Raw genomic sequence first — 23913 nt, 5'->3', positions numbered from 1 at the left:
AATTATTTGCTGCTTTTCCGTAGCTTTAGCTTTGTAGACATCGTCACTTTCTTAGCGATCTTTCGTCCTGAAATACGCTCCATTAAAAGGCCAACTGCCGTCTCACCCATTAATTCTGTATAGACTTTCACCGTACTTAAAGCAGGGTACACATACTTTGATACACTAATATCATTTACGCCAATTAAGCTCACACGCTCTGGTATAGTTATACCTTGTTCATGAAGAGCGCGAAGACAGCCGATCGCCATTGTGTCATTTCCGACGAAAAAAGCAGTAGGAAGTTCATCTCCAAACTCATCAATCGCCTGGTTCATAAGGGCATATCCATCATCAACCGTAAAGGAACCGGTATAAACGTAAGCTTCATCCGCTTCACCGCGTGCATCCATATAAAGTTTAAACGTTGACTCACGTTCATCCTGAAGCTCAGCGCTCGCATCACGGAAAGTCTCTCTTCCACCAATATAGCCGATGCGTTCGTGCCCTCTACTCACAAAGTAATCAAGCACTTTATAAGTCGCCTTTTCAAAATCAACGACAACAGAATCATACATCTCTTGACCAGGGTCATAATCGACGAAAACGATATTCGGTGTCACCTTTGTGAGCGAAGCAATTTCATCATTACTGAATTTCCCAACAGCAATCATGCCCTGAATATTTTCTTTCTCAAGATCCTCATAGTTATCTTTAAAAATTTTCACGAGGTCAAGTCGTTCTTCCTGACAGCGCTGCTCAACCCCGAGTCGAATCGACATGTAGTAGAGATCGTTTAGCTCTTCCTTTTCCGTATACCAATGGATAACCGCTATTTTCGGAGTTAGCGACTTTTTACCGCTTTTCTTACTATAAGAAAGCTCTTCCGCTACTTCGAAAATGCGTTTCTTTGTATCATCTGAGACAGATAAGGTTTCATCATAGTTCAGGACACGTGAAACGGTCGATGGAGAGCATTTCACTTTTAGTGCGATGTCCTTAATCGTTGCCATGGCCATCATCCTTTTTCATTCTCTTAGTCTGCTTCCAATCAAAATACCTTCGATTGATAATCAGTACATATTTCAGCTTTAGCATCATTTGAAAGTGAATGTTTTTATAATTGTCTTAATTTTTACATATCGAGGTGAAGACAGTCAAGTAAATATTTACTAAAAATTTACTTAATGGGGGTCAGACCCCTCTCTGACCCCCACCAGTTGCATAGAAAAAACCCTTTCTTTTATACAAAAAAGAAAGGGCCTTTTATTTATACTTTTGCTAACACTCCGTATACCGCTTCATGAAAATGATGCACCTCTGGCTTCAAGCCGTTCTCTTCAAAAATTCTCATCATCTCTTCAGAAGAAATCCGTTCATGTAAAGGCGGACCCATGTCCATCTCAATCGCTTCCCATTCAAGTGAAAGGAACATTTGTCCTGGTTTTAAGATCCGTTTAAACTCTTTAAATGCCTTGGTAAGATCTGGCACTTCATGAAGCACAAAAGCTGCAATCGCTTTATCCGCGACTTGATCGGGCAGGTTAATACTTTCAAGGTCGCTCACAACATAGTCAATGTTATTTCCACTTTGCTCTAAAGCACGCTTACGAAGAAGATCAAGCATTTGTTTTTCAATGTCAACCGCATAAACCTTCTCAACTGCACCTGCAAATGGCAGGGTAAGATACCCATTTCCAGCACCTAAATCTGCCACATGATCTGTCGCTTGCAGATCTAGAAGTGACATGACCTGTTCTGGCGAAATGATTTCTCTTCGCTTTGGATCTAGAAGTCGATCCGCTTTCCCGGGCTTAAAGCGTCTACCAACCATCTGAATACCTCCCTATATAAATGTCTTTCAAATCTCTGTTCACTTTACAAGTATTATATAGAGCACTATTCTTAAACACAAAAGGTCTGCTTCCAATAAAGGAAGCAGACCAGATTGTCCTCTGCACGAAGACAAATGTCTTTCGAGGGGGTCAGGTACGTACCTGACCCCCTTCCCGTTTATACCCATCAGGGTTGCCCGACTGCCAGCGCCAGGTGTCACAGCACATTTCTTCAATTCCTCTTTCTGCCACCCATCCAAGTTCTTTCCGTGCTTTCGTTGGATCGGCATAGCATTCCCCAATATCACCAGGGCGACGTGGAGCGATGGAATAAGCTACTTCTTTTCCAGTCACTTCTTCAAACGCTTTGACCATCTGAAGAACACTGTAGCCATTTCCTGTTCCGAGATTATAAGCGTTGACACCAGTTGTACCAAGAACATGCTCAAGGGCTCTTAAATGACCATTTGCAAGATCAACCACATGAATATAATCACGGATTCCCGTGCCATCAGCTGTGTCGTAATCGTCTCCAAACACGCTAAGCTGTTCAAGCTTCCCAACAGCAACCTGACTAATAAACGGCATCAGGTTATTCGGAATTCCGTTAGGATCTTCTCCAATTCGCCCGCTTACATGGGCACCGATCGGATTAAAATAGCGCAATAAAGCAATACTCCAGTTCGAATCAGCCACATGAAGATCACGAAGGATCTGCTCAATCATGAGCTTCGTCTGGCCATAAGGATTTGTCGCGCTGAGTGGCGCCTCTTCTGTAATAGGCATCACATCTGGCATACCGTACACAGTAGCCGATGAGCTAAACACAATGTTTCGAACATTGTACTTTTCCATTACTTCACAAAGTACAAAGGTCCCTGTGAGGTTGTTGTGATAATAATGAAGTGGCTTTGCTACGGATTCACCAACAGCTTTCAATCCTGCGAAATGGATAACAGCTTCAATATGGTTCTCTTCAAAAACCCGTTCAAGCGAAGCACGATCGAGCAAATCAACTTCATAGAAAGGAAAATCTCTTTCTGTTAGCTCACGTACACGATCTAGCGACTCCATTTTACTATTTGAAAAATTGTCCACTACTACGATATCAGATCCGTGATCTAGTAACTGTACACACGTGTGACTCCCTATGTATCCTGCTCCACCTGTTACCAAAACAGCCATTTAAATCCCCCCATTAACAATAATCGAACACCAATAAATCCCTTCTTATCATACCATATGCATAATGGGTTTTCATGGGAAATCATCAAAAAACGAGCTACAGGAAGAAGGTCAGACAATAAGTTCTCAATAATTTAATTAATTTACGAATACTTTGTGAGAATAAGAAGGAAACCAATCGTTCCTGTCGAAAAATCTGAGTATAAGGAATTCCCTCTTGGAGTCTGTCCCTGCTCAGTGCTCAAGCCGTGATAAAGCAGGAAAAAAGTCGGGGAATATGTTAATATTAGTAAGCACTTAAATGAAGTTTGAAATCATATAGTTACTGGGAGGATTCAACATGAGAGTTAGGAAAGCGATCATACCGGCTGCTGGTCTGGGAACAAGGTTCTTACCAGCAACTAAAGCCCAACCTAAAGAAATGTTACCAATCGTGGACAAACCAACAATACAATATATTGTTGAAGAAGCTGTCGCTGCTGGTATTGAAGATATTATTATTGTAAGCGGTCGCGGAAAACGAGCGATTGAGGATCATTTTGATAAATCCTATGAACTTGAAGAAACGTTAATTAAGAAACAAAAAGACGAAATGTTAAAAGAAGTTCAGCAAATTTCTAACCTTGCAAACATTCACTACATCCGTCAAAAAGAGCCAAAAGGACTTGGCCACGCGATTAACTGCGCAAGTCGTTTTATCGGAAATGAACCTTTCGCAGTTCTACTCGGAGACGATGTCGTGAAATCGGAGCAACCATGTATTGGACAGTTAATGGATAGCTATAACCGTTACCGCACTTCCATTGTCGGCGTTCAACAGGTTGCAGATGACGCAGTTTCAAAATATGGCATCATTGCACCTAAAGGGGAACAAATTGATAACGGCATTATTCCGATTAAATCACTTGTTGAGAAGCCGTCCCTTGAAGAAGCTCCTTCTAACTACGCTATTTTAGGTCGTTACATTTTAACGCCTGAAATTTTCACGATCCTTGAAAACCTTCCTAAAGGTGCTGGCGGTGAAATTCAACTAACGGATGCGATTAAAGTGCTTAACGAGCAACAGGCTGTATTCGCACATGAATTCGAAGGTCAGCGTTACGATGTAGGTGATAAATTCGGATTCATTAAGGCAACAATCGACTTTGCACTTAATCGTCCCGACCTTCAAAAAGATGTGATGAACTATTTAAAGCAAGTTGTTGATCAGGAGTTAACAACAAAACAGTCGTAAAAAAAACCGCATTCCCTATAAAGGGAAATGCGGTTTCTTAGTTATTCATCTTTTCAAGCTGTTTTAGAGAGAACTCACCGGCTACAGGAAGCTTATACATTTTCCCCTGATACGCTTTTACCATTAACACAATCCAGACAACCAGACTGAGCGGCGGTAAAATAAGCACCGATACGATTGTTCCGATAACCGGGATCACATTCAATACAAGACTTGCAACGAAAAGTGCTCCGAACACCACAATTGACTGCATTGCGTGAAAGCGAACAAATTTGTTTTCCTTTTCAATTAGTAAAAAGATAAGTCCTGTAATAAATCCAAGTACATAGGTCAACAGTCCTGCGACATTTTCATCCATTCCACTGGATGTTTTTCGAGGTGTTTGTTCCACTTTTTCGGGACCATTATTGCCGACTTCCATTGATACCCCTCCCTAATTTAGTTAATTCTGAATATTTCATAAATTAATTTTATCAGAAGCAGGATTGAGGGGGTAGTATACGAAAGTATACTACTTATACTATAGGATGCAACTTTATGCATAGGAGTGTGAAATAAAATTATGCTTCCAGATCTTCCAGTTTATGACGAAGATGACCATGGAAAACCCTTTCCGTTTAACATTACTAGAGAGAAAGAGCTTGCTATTTTTTCCCATTTGATTAACGAAGGCAAGAGTGGGATTTTATCCATTTACGGACAGCCCGGAACTGGGAAAAGCGAATTGATTATTCATTATCAAAAGGAAGCCCTGAATAGAGGTGTCGAATTTTATCTAGTTAATGCCCAGTATTCAAGAGCAGAACCGGGTTCTTTCTTAAGATTGTTGCTCGAGCAAATTGGAGTCTCCAATCCTTACGTCCCCCCCCTTGAAGCGATCAACATGCACATTCACCAACTCGAAAAAAAAGGAATTCGATTTGTGGTGGCAATTGATTCTTATGAGCGTTTTGAGAAGCTTGATGAATGGTTTAGACAATCGTTCCTTCCTTCCCTACCTGCATCAAGTATCCTGATTTTTTGTGGACGTAAGCCGCTCAATGCGTCATGGAAGGCTTCAATCTGGTACCCGTTCATTCAGTCCATAGAGCTAACAAATTTTACGATTGGACAATATGATGCTGCATTCCAAACGCTTGATTCTGAGCTCACGAAAAAGGCTTGGCACTTCTCATCAGGAAATCCTTATGCTCTCTCCCTTTGCGTACAAAAGTTACATCAAACAAATGAATGGAAAGAAAGTGACGAACAATCCGTCTATCGAACAGTAGTAAAAGAGTGGCTTAGTGAATTAGAGGATGATCATTTACTTCCTTATATTGAAGTGGCATCGATTGGACGGTACATTCAACAGGAGAAAATAGAAGTGATGCTTGATCGAGAGATGCCACGAAAGGACTTTGAAGCGCTTGTTTCTCTTTCATTTTTTGAAGAAACAGAGTCGGGATGGTATTTAAATTCGCTGTTTAAAAGAGCGATGAGAGATGACCTCCGCAGAAGAAAGCCTTCGTACTATGAACACCTCTGGAAACGTGCCCTAATCTATTGTCGAACGTTCATTCAACAGCAGGATCGCTTAATGGAGTCAGCTGAAATTAGTGAATTTTTCTATCTTCTCAATGAACCAATGATGCGAGCGGCGCTATTTGATCACGAATCCCTTTCATCTTATAGTATGACATCCGCGAGAAATGAGGATTGGCCAGAAATTCTTCCTTTTCTAAAGGAAAACTCGCTTATAAAGTCTCAAGTTAGCACGGATTTTGTTGATGAAATGAGTGGCAAAACTTATCAACATCACGTACCGGAGAACATTAATCAACTGGAGTCATCGTTCGTTACGCAAGAAATGATCGAGTCAATTGGTGTTCAACATGTTAAACTGCTCTGGAATCATGACGGTGTTGTTTCAGGTGTCGCATTCCTTATCCCGATCCAGGCATCAACACTTCCAGATTTAAAAAGAAGACCTGTTACACGAAGCTATTTTAACCAATTATCACTAACAGAAGAAAAGCGAATTTCGGCTAGGAAAACACCCTCCGGTTGGGTCATACGGTACCTTGGCGTCAAGGACGTTACACGAATGGAGGATCGAAAAGCTTTACTTTATCATCTCCTTCCACTCATTCTGACAGAAGGAATCCTGATCGCCTCCACGCCACTCCCTTTTTACCAGGAGTTATTAAACCAATTTCGTTTTGAAGAAATACCTGAAGCCGAGCACTATGATTACGGTCCATCAAGACCATCAAAAACCTATGAATTGGATTTGCGAAACTCGCGTCTGCCGCTATATCTTGAAACCTTCGCGAAAGCTCTAGGAGTAAACTTGATCGAAACGCCACTCGACCACTTCGAGTTCACACCTAGAGAAAAGGAAGTTGCTACCCTTGTCATTCAGGGGTACTCAAATGCGAAACTCGCAAAAGAACTATCCCTGAGCGAAGTAACCATCAAGAAGCATCTGAGCCGTCTTTATGAAAAAACAGGTGTAAAGAATAGAACACAGTTAACTAAGGTGATTTTGGAAAGGAGGTAGGTGGTGGTGGGTGGGGGTCAGACACGTGTCTGACCCCCACCACATCACCACTTTAAAGAGGTGATACAATTCAAATGAAAACGACAGAAGTTTATCTTGTGCGCCATGCCCATTCTATCTACAATTCTGATGAGTACGGGCGTGGACTTTCAGAAGAAGGACGTGAGGATCAGAAACGATTAACTGAGCTGATGAAGAATATCCATGTTGATGTGATCCTCTCAAGCCCGTATAAGCGTGCAATTCAAACGGTAGAGGGCATAGCAAAACATATTAATAAACCTGTGCAGACTATAGCAGGTTTTAAAGAAAGAGCACTTGCAGACGGGCCCGTTGAAAACTTCCAATCAGCGATTGAGTCTGTTTGGTCAAATGAGCATTTCAGCTTACCAGGTGGTGAATCCAATGAAGGAGCAAGACAGAGAGGCATTCTGGCACTGAAAGAAGTGCTACATAGGTATAAAGGAAAACGTATTGTGATTGGCACTCATGGAAACCTGATGGTGTTGATGATGAGCTATTTTAATAGATCCTATGATGTTCACTTCTGGAGAAATCTTGATATGCCTGATGTCTATCGATTAACATTTGTTGGAGAGGAATTAATGCAAGTGGATCGAATCTGGCAGCGTCAGACATAACAAAAGCAAGGCACTAGGCGTGAAAACGCCTATGCCTTGCTTTTTCTTCTATTACATAACGAGACACATATGTTTCTATATTATTCAAGAAGACCTTCTTCCCTCACTTTTGCTTCTACTGTTTGCCCTACATTCCGATTCCCTTCATTTTCTGGCCCATTACTAAAGAAGCTTTCACTACAATGGGATTGCGTCAAATAGTAAGCGTTATACAGGAGACGCCGATCCTCTATTGAAATTCCACCATTCGGAAACAAGTACGTACAGTGCTTTTCAATTGGCGTTCGCTTATCCTTTTGATCAACATAATAGAAAGTATCCGTAACAGCGCCATACTCCATATCTTCTGTTGATGTGAGGTACATACCATCCTCTTCATAAGGGATTAGCGTAAATCCCTTCTCCTTTTTTAATTTCGGTGCCCCTTCCACGTTGTAAATAACGATCAACTGGCCTTCAAAACCTTCTGGAACAAGATGAATCATATCGGTTTGGTCATGATTGACGGCAGATTTTGATGCACACGAAGCAGTTACCATAACGACAAGCATCCATACAAGCAGCATGACCCATTTCATCAACTTCTCCCCCCGGCTTATCAATGTCCCTTTTCTTTTTCGACGGGGATAACGCCTCTTCCTTCATTTTAGTAGTGCCTGTCACCACCCGCATTAGCTCAGAAGTTGTCGAACTGGAGTGGGCCTTATGAAATCTCCATCTTCAGACTGAGATGAAAACCAATCCAGTGGCCGGTTTATTTAAACCTTTATCAGCGTAAACTGAAATTAAGGAAAGTGACGAAGGGAGGAACAAAACATGGAGAACATTTACGCGTACTTGAACAAGAAATCATTAACCGTAGGTAATCACACTAATTTAAAAGGAGGAGTTCAAATGACGATTCTTTTACTCATTAAAAACTTTTTCAAGTCTAATCCAAAGCAAGATAGGCAAATCGCACAGCATCGTAACCGTCACATCGATCATCTAGCGAATCACACATATCACATTTAACCCCTGGCATCTTCAATGATCGCCAGGGGCATTTTTTATTCAACTTAATGTCACACTTAATGCTTCAAGTCCCAGAATAGCTTCTAACACGTCTTTCTTTGTGACTGGTTCAGGAAAGTGGATCGATTCTCCTTCTTTTGTTGCGTGTTCAGCGATCACTTCTCCTACCGCTTCAATTCGCTCTGATTCAATTCCAATTGTTTCAAGAGAGAAAGGCAGTCCTACCTGCTTGTAGAATGTAAATAACCCCCTAATCTCTTCCCACTCCCCTTCAAGGACAAGCTGTACGAGAATGCCGTACGCTACTTTTTCACCATGAAGGAAAGAATGCGCTTCGCTCACGTTTGTGAGGCCATTATGAATCGAGTGTGCGCCTGCAATTCGACCATATCGATCACCAAGGCCGCCAACCATTCCCCCCGTAAGAAGGTTCGTTTCAATAACCCGAATGAACGCTTCACTTAGGTAACCTTTCTGATGGTCCTCTACCGCCTTTTCACCATCCCGAATCAGCGTATCGCGACAGTTTTTTGCCGCTTCATACGCGAGGCGAACCGGGATCGAAGTAGAAGGGAGCTTGTCAATTAACGCTCTTGCTTCATACCATTTTGCTAGCGTATCTCCTATTCCTGCTTTCAAATATGCACCAGGAGAGTTCAGAAGAATGTTCGGCTCAACGAGAACAAGATATGTGCTTCTTGGGAAAATCGTGTACGTATTGAACTTGCCATCATCGGTATATTTCACGCTTAACGGCGTAGTAGCTGCACAGGTAGAAGCAAGTGTGGGAATGAGCGCGGTGTCAATACCCAGTTCATTCGCAACCGCTTTAGCTACATCAAGAACTTTCCCACCGCCGACACCGATCACAAGATCCGCACTATGAATCCTTGCTAATTCAGCCTGCCTTGCAATTTCGGTATCTGAGCATTCTCCAGTGTATGTAGAATAAGCATGCTGAAACTCTGATAAATCAGGAAAGTACTCCTTAGCTGCTTCCCACGAACGATATCCAGTTATAATAAAAACCTTTTGAAATCGCCCTTCATTAAGAAAACGTGGCAGATCCGTTAATACACCGGGGTAGCACCGATAATGTCCCGGTGTGCCCCTTACTTGAATTGGTTCCATCTGTTCATCTCCCTACAGTTACTAAACTCAATTTCCATTCAGTTTGTTTTAAGACCATCGGTTTAATCCTTCTTCAAACGTGCTGACAGGACATTACCAAACGATTGAAGCCCCTGAACAAGCACAATTAAAAGAAAGACAGTGACATACATAACATCCACTTCATATCGCAAATGTCCGTATCGATACGCGAGATCTCCCAGTCCTCCTGCACCGACCAGACCAGCCATCGCCGTTGCACCGATTAATCCAATCGTTGCAATCGTAAGTCCAAGTACAATCGAGGAACGTGATTCCCTGACAAGCACATGCCAGATGATATGCCGCGTCTTCACACCCATCGCTTCATACGCTTCAACAACCCCACGATCAACTTCTAGAAGCGCTGACTCCATGAGACGGGCAATGTAAGGAGCAGTAAACACAACAAGCGGCACAATCACTCCTTTTACACCGATTGTCGTACCTGCAATCATCTTTGTAAAAGGTAGAATGAAGAATAGTAGAATAATAAATGGAATCGATCGAATCACATTGATGACCGCGTTCAGTAGGCGAAAAAGTAATTTGTTTTCAAGCGCTTTTTCCGGTCTCGTTAGCACCAGCAGTACCCCTAACGGAAGGCCGATCAGAACCGAGATTAGTAACGAAATACCTACCATCTGAAACGTTTCAATAATCGCTTTCCAGATGTCGACACCCCATAGATCAATGAATTCTGAAATTTTAGCTGACATGTGTTTTCACCTCCGGAACATAGCCTTCAACGACAACACCTTTATCTTCTAAAAATGCTACAGCCCTCGCCGTTTCGGAAGCTTCACCATCGAGATGAACGACGAGTCTTCCAAACGGTTGATCTTTCAGTTGAGTAATGTTCCCGGCGAGAATCGAAGGATACACGTCAAATTTCTTACTAACTAGAGCCAGTGCCGGATTTCCGGAACTCTGACCGACAAAGGAGAGCGTTACAATCTGGCCGCGTTCTTTTAAATTTTCAACTAATGATTCTGGGAGCTCGTCCTGAAATAACGACTGAACGAAACGTTTTGCGGTCCCTGTTGCAGGCTTGCTGAAAATATCAATCACACGCCCCTGTTCAATAACCTGGCCGTTTTCCATCACGGCTACTTCATGGCAAATCTTTTGCACAACATGCATCTCATGTGTAATGAGCAGAATTGTAATCCCGAAGTCGCTGTTGATCTGCTCTAATAAGGAGAGGATCGATTCTGTTGTATCAGGGTCAAGTGCACTCGTTGCTTCATCACAAAGAAGCACTTCAGGCTCATGTGCTAGAGCTCGCGCAATGGCTACTCTCTGTTTCTGACCACCGGAGAGCTGGGCAGGATAAGCATCACGCTTATCCGATAGCCCAACAATCTCCAGGTATTTCGTTACCCTTGACTCAATTTCTTTTTTTGGAACGCCCGTCAGTTTAAGGGGGACGGCGATATTTTGATAGACCGTCCCTGTTTTTAATAGATTAAAAGATTGAAAAATCATCCCTATCCGCTGCCGCGTTTTCTGAAGCTTTCCTGTTGATAATGAAGTGAGTTCTACATCATTAATAAACACTCGGCCCTCAGTGGGGCGTTCGAGAAGATTCACCATGCGCACAAGAGTACTTTTCCCCGCTCCACTATAGCCAATGACGCCATAAATGCTGCCTTTCTTGACTGTTAACGAAACATCATCCACTGCTTTCGTAACAGTATGACCACTCTTATATGTCTTCGTAATGTTTTCTAATCGAATCATCTTGTTCGCTCCCTCCACTGATTACCAGGATGCTACGACAGAACCGTTAAATTCATCCTCGATAAACTGCTTCACTTCATCAGATTGATAATATTCCACAAGCTTCTGAATTCGCTCGCTATCCTTATTTTCCGTTTGCGTTGCAATAACATTGACCCACGGTGAATCCTCTGGCTCCATCACAAGGGAGTCCTCAGTAGGTACTCGTCCACTTTCCATCGCAAAATTCGTATTAATAGCTGCAATAGCTAGCTCACCTAGCTGTCTCGGAATCTGTGAAGCTTCAAGTGGGACAAACTCCAGATTATGAGGGTTTTTTTCAATGTCTTTAATAGTAGCCTTGACTCCAACTCCGTCTTTGAGTTCAATAATGCCGGCTTCCTCAAATAGCATTAGTGCTCTCGGTTCTCCAGTAGAATGGTTCGGCAAACCAACTTTATCTCCATCCTGCAACTCATCCAGACTGTCGTATTTATCGGAATAAATGCCCATTGGGAAATTAATCGTTGTTGCCACTTTTGAAAGTTCCAGACCACGTTCTTTCACAAAGTCATTTAGATAAGGCTCATGTTGAAAAACATTCGCGTCAATTTCCCCTTCATCAAGTGCTGTGTTCGGCATTACATAGTCATTAAACGCGATCACTTCAATCTCAAAACCATCTTCCGCCGCAACTTCCTTCACTTTGTTCATCACATCTTCATGTGGACCTGCTGTTACACCAACCTTTAGAGGACCTTCCTCCGCATCACCCGAAGCCTCGCCCCCCGAACAGCCAGCTAAAATAACTAAAATAAGTGCACCCAGTAAATAAAATGATTTCTTCATTCTCCATTCCCCTCTCTTTTATATAACTATTTAAAGCGTTCTAGCACTAAAATCCCAAAGCGTAAAAGAACCTCGGCTTTAAACAAGTCCCCCTCTCAAATAAAAAACTCCCCCTGTAACGTACAGAGAGAGTTGAGTGATTTAGAATAATCATTCATGCTTGAACTCCCTCTCATCTTTCAAACGATCACTCGTTTGCTGGAATTAGCACCTTTCTCACGAACTGAGATGGTTGCCGGGCGTCATAGGGCCAGTCCCTCTGCCACTCTTGATAAGAGTTTTCAATATTATTTAACTATTTAAAATAGTATAGTACCTTTTGTGTAGCGCGTCAAGTACCGAGTGCCTGTCACCACCCGCTATTTGTCGAAGAATGTCATCATTCTTCTTTAACACTAGCTAAGTTATCTTCAAACCATCCTGCAAGATGCTTTAATCTTTCCACTCTCAATTCGGGATGACCACTTCGAGAAAGGTTATGATCTGAATCAGGAAACCTCACAAACGTCGTCTTCTTCCCACGGTGCTTTAGGGCGATGTATAATTGCTCGCTCTGTTCAATTGGGCAGCGGTAATCTTTCTCACTATGAAGAATAAGAAGCGGTGTTTGAATCCGGTCAACATACTTCAATGGCGAATGTTCCCAGAGTTTTTCTGGATCTTCATCAAGATCACTTCCTACCTCCCACTTCGTGAAAAAGTAGCCGATGTCACTTACGCCATAGAAGCTCTGCCAGTTGGAAATAGAACGTTGCGTCACAGCGGCTTTGAAACGATCGGTTTTCCCAACAATCCAGTTTGTCATAAACCCGCCGTAACTACCTCCTGTCACAAAAACCCTCTCTTTATCAAGAAAGCTCTTTTCACTAAGAACAGCCTCCACACCTGCCATTAGATCCTCATAATCTCCACCACCATAGTCACCACGGCACCCGTTTACGAAGTCCTGTCCATACCCATGACTACCTCTAGGATTCGTATACAAAATAGCAAATCCCTTCGCTGCAAGAAGCTGAAATTCATGCACGAATGAATTCCCATACATCATGTGAGGTCCGCCATGAATTTCGAGAATCATAGGATAGCTTTTCTCTTCCTCAAATCCGATCGGCTTCATAAGCCATCCCTGAATCTCCCACCCATCCTTTCCAGTGTATGTAAACGATTCTGGTGTTGAGAGTGACTGACTTTGAAAAAGTTTACGATTACTCTCTGATAAACGGCATTCTTTCACTTGATCTCCACCAAAGGTAAACGTATAAATGTCTCCTACATTCATCGGGTCACTAATCACCACAGCCGCTTCGTCCGTGGCTGCCAGGTAGTGAAACGCGTAGTGGTGCCTGTCACCCCCCCGCTATTTGTCGAATGGTGCGATCTACTCCTATAAAGTAAATGCCGTTATTGCCGCGTTCACTTGCTTGGAAGTAAAGGCCTGTCCCATCCGAATTCCACATCGCACCAGGTGACGCACCTCCCCAGTGCATGTCTGAAATTAATACATCTGTACATTCAAGGTCATATGCCTCAGTAAGGCACCTAAAAGCTCCTGAAGATAAATCAACTGTCCAGACTTTATTTAAGGTTGCACCTTCATGCTGAAAATCATGACCAATAAAGGAAAGAGAACTTCCATCTGGTGACCAGTTTGGAGCCGTAAAGCTTCCTCCTTTTGTGTTCAATTGCTCTGGCTCACCTCCTTCCTCCAATCGATGAACAAGTAAATCAGATCGCATATAGGAACCCGGCTCTTCATAGCGACTTCTCTCATACGCAACCCTTTTGCCATCAGGTGACCAGCTTAGATTAGAATGATCATAAGGAGCATCTGTGAGCCATTTAACCTTACCGGTTCTGGACGTAAAGTCAACGAGCACAAATCTGCACATGGGTGCCATCAAGAAAACCTTTCCCATCCGCCTTGTACTGCAGATCGTTCACTACTAAAGGTTTACGCCCTTCGGTTTTCTCATCTTCGCCATCTCCATCACTACTCAACACCAGGAGCGACGTGCCATCGGGCTTCCAAATTGGCTTACCAGACACTCCACGAACGAGTTCTGTCAACTGCCTTGCTTCTCCACCATCAGTCGAAATCAACCAGACCTGATTTTCTCCTGAGCGATCTGAAACAAATGCGATCGTTTTCCCATCTGGTGACCAGCGTGGGGAATGATCTCTATGCTTGCCAGAAGCAGCTGTCCAATCATGCTTAATCTCCGTGTTTCGGTTCATAATGACTAGATTTGAAGCATACTCCTTTTTATCTGTGATCACTTTTTTCACATACACAATATAAATCCCATCAGGTGAAAATTGGGGATCTCCGAGAAATGTTAGATCATAAAGAGAGCTCTCGTTCATAATTGCCTTTTCCTGTTCCATTTCAGCTTCCATCCTTCACACTTCCTTCCTACTCTTTTTAGTTCCATTGCATAACTTAAACTCCTGCATATATAAAAAGAGTTAACCTGTCCCTAAATAGTACAAGCTGATTATTCCTGTATCTCATTCTTTTAATCAATCACACCTCCAGAAAGCGAACACCAGTTCCTGTTTTTTGATTTTTCCGCTGAACCTCCGCTCACTTTCATAACAAAATCACATCAGTTATATACGATACATCTCAAAATGGTATTTGAATCATCTCATTGTGAGATGTATAATAAAATTAACAAATTGAAAGCGGTTACCGAATCGGAAAACTACCGCTTAAAATACAGGGAGGATTTACAATGAGCCAGCAAGCACGAAACCAATTTATTGATCTTTTGTGCGACAGAACAACAATGAACAGGGAAGAAGTTCTAAGAATGTCTGATGCGGAAGTAGAATATTTTCACTGGCTCTACTTTGATGACTCACCAGCGGACTTGATGTAAGATAAATAGAAAAGAGCGCCGGATGCAAGATCAAACTTTGATCTTGCATCCGGCGCTCTTTGTTTAAGTAAGCTTCATTTCTTATTAGCTGGAATTAGCTCCTTCACTCCAGTATATAAGCCAATAACCCTATGTTTAGAATTATCATAGCTTAGCAGATGATAATCAACAAAATTTAAATACTTTAAAACACCGTTTGTATTCCTTGAAATAAAATAACGGTTTTGTCGTTCATACGGAAAACACCTTATTTTTCTCATGAAAGGAAAATCCTGATATAAGATTGAGAGTGTACGAACGACTCTAGTCCAGGTCTGGTGACCCTTTGCATCTTGCTTCAAACGAGTAAAATCAATACTCTCGTCACTTACAAATAGCAATTGCATAAGATCAACATAGCTCTTAATTGAATCCAAATTATGTCGCCACGCATGTAGACACATCATATAGAATGTGTGATAGAAAGATAGTTCATAAACATATTCATACCCCTCCATTAAAGTAGCTTCTTCCCAGAACTCTGCTATATCAAAGTTTGATGTTTTCCCTTTTATCACATCCCAGTGAATTTCTACACAGAGCGGAATCGGAGATCCGAGTAATTCTTTGCTAAAACTACAATGGAAATGGCCAGGCAAGTTTTCGTCCTCGAGAACAAACCCTAATTCTTTAACACAAGCGATGGCTTTATGAATTTCGGAAACATTGACTAATAAATCGATATCTGAAGTAGGCCTGGCACCTATATGTCCGAAGTACCTTTCTGAAAAACAAACACCTTTTAATGGAATGGCCTCAATCCCCTCTTGTTCAAATGCTCTAAATATCTCTTCTGCTTGATGCTTAATAAATATATTTTTGAACAGGGTTTGAGTATATCCTTCTTTTAGAAACCCTTGAAAGAAAAGAGGGGTTTTATCCAAATGTCCTCGATCCTTTAATAAAGTATAAAGTTGAGGATAGATACAAGTTAGTTGGTCACTATTCATCATTTTCTCATAATACAAATCATCTTTAGGTAAAACTGTCTTTTTTTGATAAATAGTTTGTAGAAGTTGAAACACCACTCAGCATTCACCCTTTCAATACCAAGACTAGGAAATAGCGGTTTTTTCAGTAGAAATGTGATTGCCGTTTAATTTTTGATAGAGACCACTTTGAAGAAGGAGTTGATCGTGAGTTCCACTTTGAACCATCCTTCCTTCGTCCATCACAATAATCAAATCAGCATTCTGTACGGTAGAAAGGCGATGAGCGATCACAATCGTTGTTCTTCCTTTCATTAACTGCTCCAGCGACTGCTTAACGTATCTTTCCGTTTCACTATCCAAAGCAGAAGTAGCTTCATCCAATAGTAGAATTGGTGAGTTTTTTAAAATAGCTCTAGCAATCGAAATCCTCTGCTTCTGTCCTCCCGATAGCTTAATGCCCCGCTCTCCTACCTCAGTATCATAGCCCTCAGGTAAGGATAAAATAAACTCGTGAATACATGCGTACCGTGCTGCCTGGATCATCTCGATTTCCGAAATCTCTGGACGAGCTATGAGCAAATTCTCTCTAATTGTACCTCCAAATAAAAAAGTTTCCTGGGGTACATGAGCAATCATACTTCGTAATTCAGAATGTGAATATTCATCTGTAAATCTTTCGTCAATACATATTACCCCATCCTGCGCACGATAAAATCCCTGCAAAAGGTTGAATAAAGTCGTCTTACCAGCACCACTCGGCCCAACCAGTGCAACCACCTTTCCAGCTGGAATCGTCAGATTAAGCTTTTGAAAAATCGTTTTATTATCATCGTATCCGAATGTTATATTCTTGAATTGAATAGAGTTTGAGGTATTTCCAGTAAGTCGGATCGGTGTAGACAAGTCATTTGAGTCTACCGGCTCATCCAGAACATTAAAGACACGCTCCAATGCTGAAACAGAACGTTGAAACCCTGCCCACTGTCCGGCAAGACCTGTTAATGGATACACAAGGTGATTTACAAGATTGATAAACATGATGAGTGCACCAACCGTCATGACAGAGGCAGAGACATAATAGGCTCCGATACACAGACTAATCATAAACGATAAGGAGCTGACAAACTGCCCTCCAGCATAATACCACCCCTGAAGCTTTGCATTTTCCACTTCAAGTCCGTAAAGATCTTTATTCTTCTTCTCGTACTTTAAAAATATTGATTTTTCTAAGGTGAAAGCTCGGATTACTTGAAAACCATGGAAAGTTTCATTTTGCAGTGTGCTTATACGCCCAAATAGACTATGAATCTTTCTTCCGTTAACACGTAATAAAAGACCAAAAACTACTCCAGCAACCAGGGCAGCAGGTGCAATCAATAAACTAATGAGGGAAAGAGTCCAATTGATTTGAATGAGAAAAGTAAAGACAGCCATATAAATAAGCGGAAGCCTGATTAAATTAATGAGGTTATAACCAATTACACCGTCAATGTTGTGCACATCATTGCTAAAGTGAGACAAAAGCTCACCCGAATGAATACCAGAAGCTCTCGATGGAGGTAGTCTTAAAATATGGTGAAACAAATGGTTTTTCACATCACGTTTGACCGCATTTGTTGCAGCTGTTTTATAATAAATATCAAGAAAAGAAGCTAAAATACTAATTAGAATTAACCCTGCACCAAGCGGAACAAGCCACTTGATCTTCTTAAAATCACTCTGAATCGCCGCATCGGTTATGTTCCCAAAAAACCATGCAAATGTAATCGTTAGTGCAATATCGAGGAGCATCAATATAAATAGAATATAATAAGCTTTCTTATGCTTTAAGATAAAAGGCCTTAACATCTTAAACGTTCGTCGAAAATCCCCCATAGAAAAATAGCGTCTTAAATTCCCTTTTAATTTCGTTATGTTAAAACGGCTCATCTTACTCACTCCAACAAGCTACTGGTGTAGCTGGTTCTTTTTGTTTAAGTAGACACGAAGCAACCCTGAAAGCCATGGAAATGTCATGAGTGTCTTACACCACATTAGAGAGTGCATCCGTTCAGCCTTTAGATAGACCTTTCGTTTTTTCACGGAAACAAGCTTACCAATAATATCAGCCTCTATAACAGGCTCATCCAAGCCGAGATTTGTATCTCCTTTAAAAAAGTAAACACATTTTCTGTTCATTAACTCTGAACGAATGAAACGATGACCAACCAACTGACCGGAAGAAGAATAGAACAGTACAACATCACCCTTTGTTAATAAGGAGGGAATACATTCAACAAACTGGCACTTATCACCCTTCCGGATGAAAGGAAACATGCTGTTTCCTTCTGCCGGAAGTTCAATACTTCCATTTTCTTGTACGAGCTGTTTCAGAACAGAAAAAGTCTCCTGGTTAACTAACATGATGGACCAATTCGCACTGAATCAAATCCATGATAAACTCTTCAATTTCTCCTTCGTCAGGCTGTTCATCCTCAGGAAATTCCTTATGAATGGCTTCGAGAAGAGAGTCAACGGTCTGTTCCTCATGTAAAAGCGACCAACAAAATCCACCTACACCATTCAATTTTGTAACCGTATAATTATCTGTATTCAAAACGACATATTCATCATCAAGCCTGGTAACATCATACGTTTTATTCTGAATGTAACGCTTCATTAAGAAATCAACTCCCAGAACGAATTATTCTTTTGAAAATAGAGGTTGTAGACTGGAACATTCGAAACGAGCTGCTGAAGTTTTTGAAAAATTCTCCTTGTCTCTTCATGACTGTGTTCCTAATAGAAAACTTTATCAATTAACTGAAGCAATGCATCAGATTTGGATATCTTCTCTCTTCGATTTGAAAGTGATTGATGTAAGAGTTGGATACTTGCTAATGAAGCTTCTTCTAAATCACTCGAATCTAGTTCACTATTAAAAGGTGAATTATAAACAGTTACACCTTGATCAGTAATTTTAAGGATGGACGCTTCATCGGAAAGTAATTCGCGAGGATGTGATAGCTTAGCTGCAGTTGATTTACCCGCTCCAGATTGTCCGGAAAAGATGTGTGCTTTCCCCTTTTCAATTGCGCAGGAGGAATGGATGAGAAGCCCCCAGTTGTGATGGACGATGAAAGAGCTGTATAAATTCATCAGGGCATGTTTTAAAGCAAGTTCATCGTGAACATATAGGGTGGCTTCTTTGTAATCTGGATCAACTTCGATTAAGTAATCTGAGCGTTGATAGGTTATTTTCGTGTGGTCTTTTATGATTTTGACGTCGTAGTCTATGAAAGGGATGCCGTAATTATCTTCTAATCTAATCACCATGTCAGGTGCTTTCACTTCATTAACTCTTCTACTTTTTATTGATAATATCTTCATCGGTTTAACTAATTTATTTTGAATCACAAAAATATGATCTCCAATTTCAAAGGAAATGTTCCCCATATTAGATCTCCTTTATTAGATGTGCTGTGTTCATAAGAGGTTAATAGATATTCCATTAACCTCTCGATAATTATTTGTTCTTGTGTGGCTTCTTTGGGGTGTAAGGATCATGAGGATAATTGCCACCATTACTGTTTCCGTCGTCCCCCGAAACAGGGCCGTGTCCTTTATTCCAGCTTTGTGAAGTTTCAAACCGAATGACCTGATGAGTCATCACTTTTGGACTTCCATACTTTTGAACTACTTTTTCTTGTTTCTTCATACCTTCACCCTCCTTGTTCAATATAAAGAACAAACTTACAGAGCTCATTACTCCATCAATCTACCAGCACAAAAAATAAAGCACTATACTGCTGCTCCGATTAATTTGATTATACAACACGTATCGTTCTTGTTAAAGAACAAAATGAAAATATTTAATACAACACAAAAAAAGTCTCACCTGTTAAGATCAGACTTTTTACTCATTCTCCTCCAGTTAAACTAAGAACATTAATTTCTGGAGTATTAAATAACCTGAAATTCATAACCGAAATTGCGTCGCTACTGCCAAGTCCTGCACTGACATACTGCTTTGTCCCTTTATACTCCCAGAAGCCTTTTACACGATCTTGTGGAGGCAATATCCCTCCATTATTATACCAGGGCTCAGGTACAAATAAAGCACCCAGAAAAGGAATACGAATTTGACCTCCATGGTAGTGACCAGCGATGATTAGATCATATTTTCTAAATTCATAGTCTTTCTGCTTCTTAATATAATCAACTCTAGCATCAATGACTGGATAGTGATTTAGAGCGATTAAAACATCTGAATCATTTAATTCATCAATAACGCTAATTCTATCGACCAGGGTACTCTCATATGCGCTATATTCAGGAAGTACCGCATACTTCGGTCGCACTTTCCCATTATAATCTTGTCTTACAGCATCAGAAGTCATAAGAGACATTTCAAAATCCGCCAAATAGAGTTTGGCTTCTTGATTATTGATTGATTCAATGCTTTCAAGAAGCTTCACTCCCCTCTTCTCCATCCCAGTAACAAACTCGTTTTTCATAAGATTACCTTTTAAATCTAATCCATAGATTTCGGGATCCGTGTTACCTGGAGTAAAGAAAGCATTCTCTTTATTTTTAATTCCATCAAGTAAAGTGTAAAAATAATCATAATTCTTACTCTCCAGACTATCTAAAACATCACCTGTAAAAACAATTGCATTATAGTCTACCGAGTTAATAGCATCTAGCAACTTCTTATTATTGTTGCCAAATTCCTTTTCATGAAGATCCGTTACCTGGAGAATGGTGAAGCCCTCAAATTCATCAGGTAGATTCTCTATTAAAATATTTTCCTTCACAATGATAAGACGATTGTTATCCCAAAAGGTATATAGAACAATAGAAAAAGTCAGTATTAAAGAGGTTCCCACCATCAACATCTTCCAGCGTCGTTTTTTCAATGACGATCGCCCACCATTCACAATTCAATTATTAAGTCGCCTTCACCTGATTCTGTAGTAGCTGACTGAACACATTCCGTTTCTCATTCGCAAGCTGATTAAAACCACCTTTTTGAATAACCTCACCTTCCTCAAGCACAACAACCTGATCAGCATTTCGAATAGTTGATAAACGATGGGCAATAACCACTATCGTCATTTTACCTTTCAACCGATCGAGTGCTCCTTTAATCTTAGCTTCATTCTCTGTATCCAGGGCACTAGTTGCTTCATCTAAAACGAGGATCGTAGGTTTCCTAAGAATAGCACGTGCAAGTACAAGACGTTGCCTTTCTCCCCCAGACAGCTTGATTCCTCTATCTCCAATTAGTGAATCAAGACCTTCTGGTAGCTTCTTTACAAATTCTGCAGCAGACGAAAACTCAAGCGATTCCCATAAATCTTCATCACTAGATTCAGGTGCAACTAATAGAAGGTTCTCGCGTATCGTCGTATTGAAAAGAAACGGGTCCTGTGCAACATAACTTATGGAACGCCTAAGCGATAAGAGGTGCTCGCTCTTCAAAGCAACACCGTCAATAAGGACCTCCCCTTTTTCTGGCTGGTTCAATCCCATCAACAAATCAATTAACGTACTTTTCCCAGCCCCAGATCGTCCAACAAACGCAGTCATTTTATTAGCAGGAATCATGAGGTTCACATTTTTCAAGGCATAAGGTCCGTCATTACTGTAACGAAAGTAAATGTTTCGACATTCGATTTCTTCTTTAAAGTTGATTGGTTTAATCGTACTCTCACTGACATTATATTCCATTGCTTCATCGCATTCATGCTGTAGAGCCTTAACTGCCTTAAAAGAAGGAAGCGTTGTTGCGATTTGTTCCATAGAGGCTTGAATTCCAGCAACCCTTGGCCAAAGTCTTGAGAAAATCACAATGATTAATGTTAGCTGTCCAACCTGGGCGTTAAACAAATTAATTGCCATATAAATAAATACCGCAATTAAAATAGCAGAAGCAGCTTTATAATATAATTGCGACGTTGTTTTCAATTTAGTATATTCAATTTGCTCATTCTGCATTTTTTCAGTTATACCGTTAAACCAGTTCATTCGTGACTGTTCCAGTGTATTGCTTTTGACATCTTTAATGCCGTTAATGTGGTCGGTAATGCCTGCCATATAACTTCTGGCATGTTCGTAATTACGATTTCCAAGTGCAAGAGAACGCTTAAGGAATTTTCGGTTGAAAAAAATGAGAATAACTCCACATAACAAAACAAAACTAGTTATAGTCGGTGCTAGAAGAAATGCTAGTCCAATTTGAATAGAAGTGAGAATAAGAGAAGATAAAAATTGGAGTAATGAGTTCGTACCAGCACTTGCCCTGGCTACTTCAGATAATAATATATTAATAAGATCTGACTTTCTTTTCTTAACAAAAAATCCCCAATTAGAATGAAGTACTCTTCTATAGGTTTCTATCCGAATATGCCTAAGAAAACCTTGATTTATAGTTGTATTCCGAATCGTAACTTGTCGTTGAACGATATGCTGACTAATAACAAGCACAATAAAAAATCCAAGTATAAGAGGTAAGCCCAAGTGAGCTGGAATCCCTTCAAGAAACCAAAAAACCGCTGAGAAAGGAATATTTTCAACATCTATTTCAACAATACCAGTCATACCAATTAATGGAATGAGCAAAAGAATTCCCACACCTTCAAGCAAACCAATAAGCATCAATGCTATAAGGTTGACATACATTACTTTCCCAGAATATTGATGGATTTGCTTTAAAAAATAAAAAATGCTACTCATAGAGCGGTCCCCCTTTGGGGTAATACTGCCTTCAACTTTCTCCAGCCCCATAAAAGTGGTCGTAATGGGAAATATAGAAAATGGATAGTTTTGGGTAGCGGCAGCGTCTCCATATCCTCAGGATACGGATAAAATAAACTAAGCAGAAATAAAAGTTTTCGCTGAAATGACAATAAAGTAAATACGTGATTTTTATGATATTTCGCTATATACTCAGGCACTGGATCTGTGTGTAAATTAACCATGTTTTCAAAGTAAAAAATTGCTGCATTTGCAAGCTTTACTGAATGGTTATTCGGATTTTTAAATTGAATAGGTACATTTGCCTCAAGTAGTTCGGTGGCAAGAATAATACTTTGTTCACCTATAGAAAAATAGTGGAATTTCTTTAATAATTTATAAACTTTTTCCCAATCAAGAGAATAATCCATCAGCTGCTTCATATCGATAAGCCACCTTAGTCTTGACCATCCATGGCGTGCACCGTGGGAAGCTAAAAATAAAAACAAATCTTCTCTACTAAGTAAATATACAGGTGAACCAGTCAAACTATTTTGTCTTCTCCTTTCCCATAACTCACTAAAACTAGGTTCCTTACCAGGGCCAGGATTCAGTCTCCAGTGTACTTCTACTTTGATTCTCTTTTGTGGATGGAAGTATGTTATATGATGATGACGCCATTTCCAATCACCTAACACCGTCTCTATATAATCATCTTTTTCATAGCCCTTCTCTTTCATTAAATCTTCCACCTTGGCAAGATCTTTAATTGAAATAAGAAGATCTAAATCACTTGATGTACGTAGTGATACATCACCATAAAGATCTTGAGCAAGAATCGGTCCCTTTAAATTTAATGACTTGACGTTCTTATTTAAGAACGACCTGCTAAGTCTCTCCATTTCCCCGCTTAAATGAAGCATTTTGAACGTATTTTCCTTGTAACTTTGTGATAAGTTCTCAATTACAAAGTGTGGGATATTATTATCGCTTACACCTTTTAACTTTTTGTATAACAATGGATAAATACGATGATGTCTTGCCTGTTGTACAAATAAATTCCAATCAACTTCTGATAATAAATCATCTTCTGACTGCAATTTAGTTTCTATTTTTTCTGAGCTAAGGATCTTCAATATCAATCGTAATTCTTTTGGAATATTTTCTAAAGATAGATTAACAGATTTACCCAT

General features: G+C 40.5%; 26 protein-coding genes and 1 riboswitch. Of the genes, 5 read left to right on the top strand and 21 right to left on the bottom strand.

Going from position 1 to position 23913, the window contains the following annotated elements:
• Window positions 1–2 precede the first annotated feature (2 nt).
• The 3 genes from ABFG93_RS14380 to galE form a co-directional block, all read right to left on the bottom strand.
• Entirely contained in the window at window positions 3–992 is a 990-nt protein-coding gene (locus tag ABFG93_RS14380) for a LacI family DNA-binding transcriptional regulator (RefSeq protein WP_347548713.1), read from the bottom strand.
• A gap of 257 nt (window positions 993–1249) precedes the next feature.
• Entirely contained in the window at window positions 1250–1813 is a 564-nt protein-coding gene (locus ABFG93_RS14375) for a class I SAM-dependent methyltransferase (RefSeq protein ID WP_347548712.1), read from the bottom strand.
• Window positions 1814–1964: 151 nt separating this feature from the next.
• Window positions 1965–2999, bottom strand: a complete 1035-nt coding sequence (galE, locus tag ABFG93_RS14370; RefSeq protein WP_347548711.1) for a UDP-glucose 4-epimerase GalE — start codon at window positions 2997–2999, stop codon at window positions 1965–1967.
• A 340-nt stretch (window positions 3000–3339) separates the two neighbouring features.
• Between galE and galU the strand changes: the two genes are divergently transcribed.
• A complete protein-coding gene (galU, locus tag ABFG93_RS14365) occupies window positions 3340–4233 on the top strand; it encodes a UTP--glucose-1-phosphate uridylyltransferase GalU (RefSeq protein WP_347548710.1) in 894 nt (297 codons plus the stop codon).
• Window positions 4234–4270: 37 nt separating this feature from the next.
• Here the strand turns inward: galU and ABFG93_RS14360 are convergent, their stop codons facing one another.
• A complete protein-coding gene (locus ABFG93_RS14360) occupies window positions 4271–4654 on the bottom strand; it encodes a DUF4870 domain-containing protein (protein WP_347548708.1) in 384 nt (127 codons plus the stop codon).
• 141 nt (window positions 4655–4795) lie between these two features.
• Between ABFG93_RS14360 and ABFG93_RS14355 the strand changes: the two genes are divergently transcribed.
• Both ABFG93_RS14355 and ABFG93_RS14350 read left to right on the top strand, forming a co-directional pair.
• On the top strand, window positions 4796–6775 hold the full coding sequence (locus ABFG93_RS14355; RefSeq protein ID WP_347548707.1) for a LuxR C-terminal-related transcriptional regulator: 1980 nt from the start codon (window positions 4796–4798) through the stop codon (window positions 6773–6775).
• Between the two features lie 74 nt (window positions 6776–6849).
• The gene (locus ABFG93_RS14350; protein WP_347548706.1) at window positions 6850–7416 is read left to right on the top strand and encodes a histidine phosphatase family protein; all 567 of its coding nucleotides are present in this window, start codon (window positions 6850–6852) and stop codon (window positions 7414–7416) included.
• An 80-nt stretch (window positions 7417–7496) separates the two neighbouring features.
• On the opposite strand, the gene ABFG93_RS14345 is transcribed toward ABFG93_RS14350, so the two are convergent.
• Entirely contained in the window at window positions 7497–7994 is a 498-nt protein-coding gene (locus tag ABFG93_RS14345) for a DUF6843 domain-containing protein (RefSeq protein ID WP_347548705.1), read from the bottom strand.
• A 238-nt stretch (window positions 7995–8232) separates the two neighbouring features.
• Here ABFG93_RS14345 and ABFG93_RS14340 point away from each other — a divergent pair, with 238 nt between their 5' ends.
• Window positions 8233–8430 (top strand): hypothetical protein, encoded by a 198-nt coding sequence (locus tag ABFG93_RS14340; protein WP_347548704.1) that lies wholly within the window; start codon window positions 8233–8235, stop codon window positions 8428–8430.
• 39 nt (window positions 8431–8469) lie between these two features.
• Here ABFG93_RS14340 and ABFG93_RS14335 read toward each other — a convergent pair whose 3' ends face one another.
• The 7 genes from ABFG93_RS14335 to ABFG93_RS14305 all read right to left on the bottom strand — a co-directional run bounded on the left by ABFG93_RS14335 (window position 8470) and on the right by ABFG93_RS14305 (window position 14547).
• The gene (locus ABFG93_RS14335) at window positions 8470–9561 is read right to left on the bottom strand and encodes an iron-containing alcohol dehydrogenase family protein (protein ID WP_347548703.1); all 1092 of its coding nucleotides are present in this window, start codon (window positions 9559–9561) and stop codon (window positions 8470–8472) included.
• Between the two features lie 62 nt (window positions 9562–9623).
• Complete coding sequence (locus tag ABFG93_RS14330; protein ID WP_347548702.1) at window positions 9624–10298, bottom strand: methionine ABC transporter permease; 675 nt, start codon at window positions 10296–10298, stop codon at window positions 9624–9626.
• Window positions 10288–11322: a methionine ABC transporter ATP-binding protein gene (locus ABFG93_RS14325; protein WP_347548701.1), complete on the bottom strand. Its 1035-nt coding sequence runs from the start codon at window positions 11320–11322 to the stop codon at window positions 10288–10290. Before ABFG93_RS14325 ends, ABFG93_RS14330 begins: the two co-directional genes overlap by 11 nt.
• 21 nt (window positions 11323–11343) lie before the next feature.
• On the bottom strand, window positions 11344–12150 hold the full coding sequence (locus ABFG93_RS14320) for a MetQ/NlpA family ABC transporter substrate-binding protein (protein ID WP_347548700.1): 807 nt from the start codon (window positions 12148–12150) through the stop codon (window positions 11344–11346).
• Window positions 12151–12319: 169 nt separating this feature from the next.
• A riboswitch (SAM riboswitch) is annotated at window positions 12320–12428 on the bottom strand.
• A gap of 101 nt (window positions 12429–12529) precedes the next feature.
• The gene (locus tag ABFG93_RS14315; RefSeq protein WP_347548699.1) at window positions 12530–13447 is read right to left on the bottom strand and encodes an alpha/beta hydrolase family protein; all 918 of its coding nucleotides are present in this window, start codon (window positions 13445–13447) and stop codon (window positions 12530–12532) included.
• Window positions 13448–13496: 49 nt separating this feature from the next.
• Window positions 13497–14051 carry a TolB family protein gene (locus ABFG93_RS14310; RefSeq protein ID WP_347548698.1) on the bottom strand — a complete coding sequence of 185 codons (555 nt, stop codon included), beginning with the start codon at window positions 14049–14051 and terminating at the stop codon, window positions 13497–13499.
• Window positions 14017–14547: a TolB family protein gene (locus ABFG93_RS14305; protein WP_347548697.1), complete on the bottom strand. Its 531-nt coding sequence runs from the start codon at window positions 14545–14547 to the stop codon at window positions 14017–14019. Before ABFG93_RS14305 ends, ABFG93_RS14310 begins: the two co-directional genes overlap by 35 nt.
• Before the next feature lie 338 nt (window positions 14548–14885).
• On the opposite strand from ABFG93_RS14305, the gene ABFG93_RS14300 reads away from it, so the two are divergent.
• On the top strand, window positions 14886–15032 hold the full coding sequence (locus ABFG93_RS14300) for a BH0509 family protein (RefSeq protein ID WP_347548696.1): 147 nt from the start codon (window positions 14886–14888) through the stop codon (window positions 15030–15032).
• Window positions 15033–15106: 74 nt separating this feature from the next.
• Here the strand turns inward: ABFG93_RS14300 and ABFG93_RS14295 are convergent, their stop codons facing one another.
• The 9 genes from ABFG93_RS14295 to ABFG93_RS14255 form a co-directional block, all read right to left on the bottom strand.
• Window positions 15107–16099, bottom strand: a complete 993-nt coding sequence (locus tag ABFG93_RS14295) for a nucleotidyltransferase family protein (RefSeq protein ID WP_347548695.1) — start codon at window positions 16097–16099, stop codon at window positions 15107–15109.
• 27 nt (window positions 16100–16126) lie between these two features.
• Window positions 16127–17932, bottom strand: a complete 1806-nt coding sequence (locus ABFG93_RS14290) for an ABC transporter ATP-binding protein (protein ID WP_347548694.1) — start codon at window positions 17930–17932, stop codon at window positions 16127–16129.
• Window positions 17933–17950: 18 nt separating this feature from the next.
• Window positions 17951–18406, bottom strand: coding sequence for a S24/S26 family peptidase (locus ABFG93_RS14285; RefSeq protein ID WP_347548693.1), 456 nt, complete (start codon window positions 18404–18406; stop codon window positions 17951–17953).
• A complete protein-coding gene (locus tag ABFG93_RS14280; RefSeq protein ID WP_347548692.1) occupies window positions 18396–18662 on the bottom strand; it encodes a PqqD family protein in 267 nt (88 codons plus the stop codon). Before ABFG93_RS14280 ends, ABFG93_RS14285 begins: the two co-directional genes overlap by 11 nt.
• A gap of 119 nt (window positions 18663–18781) precedes the next feature.
• Window positions 18782–19438, bottom strand: coding sequence for a hypothetical protein (locus ABFG93_RS14275; protein ID WP_347548691.1), 657 nt, complete (start codon window positions 19436–19438; stop codon window positions 18782–18784).
• Window positions 19439–19508: 70 nt separating this feature from the next.
• Window positions 19509–19700, bottom strand: a complete 192-nt coding sequence (locus ABFG93_RS14270; RefSeq protein WP_347548690.1) for a hypothetical protein — start codon at window positions 19698–19700, stop codon at window positions 19509–19511.
• Between the two features lie 202 nt (window positions 19701–19902).
• Window positions 19903–20901 carry a metallophosphoesterase gene (locus ABFG93_RS14265; RefSeq protein WP_347548689.1) on the bottom strand — a complete coding sequence of 333 codons (999 nt, stop codon included), beginning with the start codon at window positions 20899–20901 and terminating at the stop codon, window positions 19903–19905.
• A 31-nt stretch (window positions 20902–20932) separates the two neighbouring features.
• Window positions 20933–22720 (bottom strand): ABC transporter ATP-binding protein, encoded by a 1788-nt coding sequence (locus ABFG93_RS14260; protein WP_347548688.1) that lies wholly within the window; start codon window positions 22718–22720, stop codon window positions 20933–20935.
• A complete protein-coding gene (locus tag ABFG93_RS14255) occupies window positions 22717–23913 on the bottom strand; it encodes a nucleotidyltransferase domain-containing protein (RefSeq protein WP_347548687.1) in 1197 nt (398 codons plus the stop codon). Before ABFG93_RS14255 ends, ABFG93_RS14260 begins: the two co-directional genes overlap by 4 nt.

It is taken from the genome of Pseudalkalibacillus hwajinpoensis (assembly GCF_039851965.1).
GTDB classification, from domain to species: domain Bacteria; phylum Bacillota; class Bacilli; order Bacillales; family Guptibacillaceae; genus Guptibacillus; species Guptibacillus hwajinpoensis_E.
The sequence above is the reverse complement of the archived record's forward strand: the minus strand, read 5'-3'. Positions and strand labels throughout refer to the sequence as shown.